Origin of the sequence: uncultured Aquimarina sp., from assembly GCF_947495315.1 — a bacterium.
Lineage (GTDB): Bacteria > Bacteroidota > Bacteroidia > Flavobacteriales > Flavobacteriaceae > Aquimarina.
The window spans coordinates 1-319 of record NZ_CANLYD010000058.1 but is presented as its reverse complement, the minus strand read 5'-3'; the positions used below and the strand labels follow the sequence as shown (position 1 = coordinate 319).

Sequence of the window (319 nt, the reverse complement as noted above, 5' to 3'; positions counted from 1 at the left end):
TGTCACCAGAGGCGTTGTCATCCGATAAGTTACATACTGGATCATACGCATCATCGATACCATCGTTATCATTGTCATTCCCACTTGGTGGCGTATAACTAGCCGTCGGTTGTGCCTCTACATTGTCTGGAATACCATCATCATCCGCATCAATATCTAAGTAATCCGGGGTTGCATCGCCATCACTCGTACTTGGATTGGTCGTTACAGGGTCTCCATCAACATTGCCCTGAGCACTGTCCGGAATACCATCTGCTCCAACATCACCATCTGCAATACCATCATCATCACTGTCTAAACCAGCATTGCCCGTCTCTAC

At 47.3% G+C, this 319-nt stretch carries 1 pseudogene; it reads right to left on the bottom strand.

What is annotated here, in order from left to right:
* A pseudogene (locus tag Q0910_RS28575) lies at nucleotides 1-319 on the bottom strand (hypothetical protein); the annotation flags it as partial.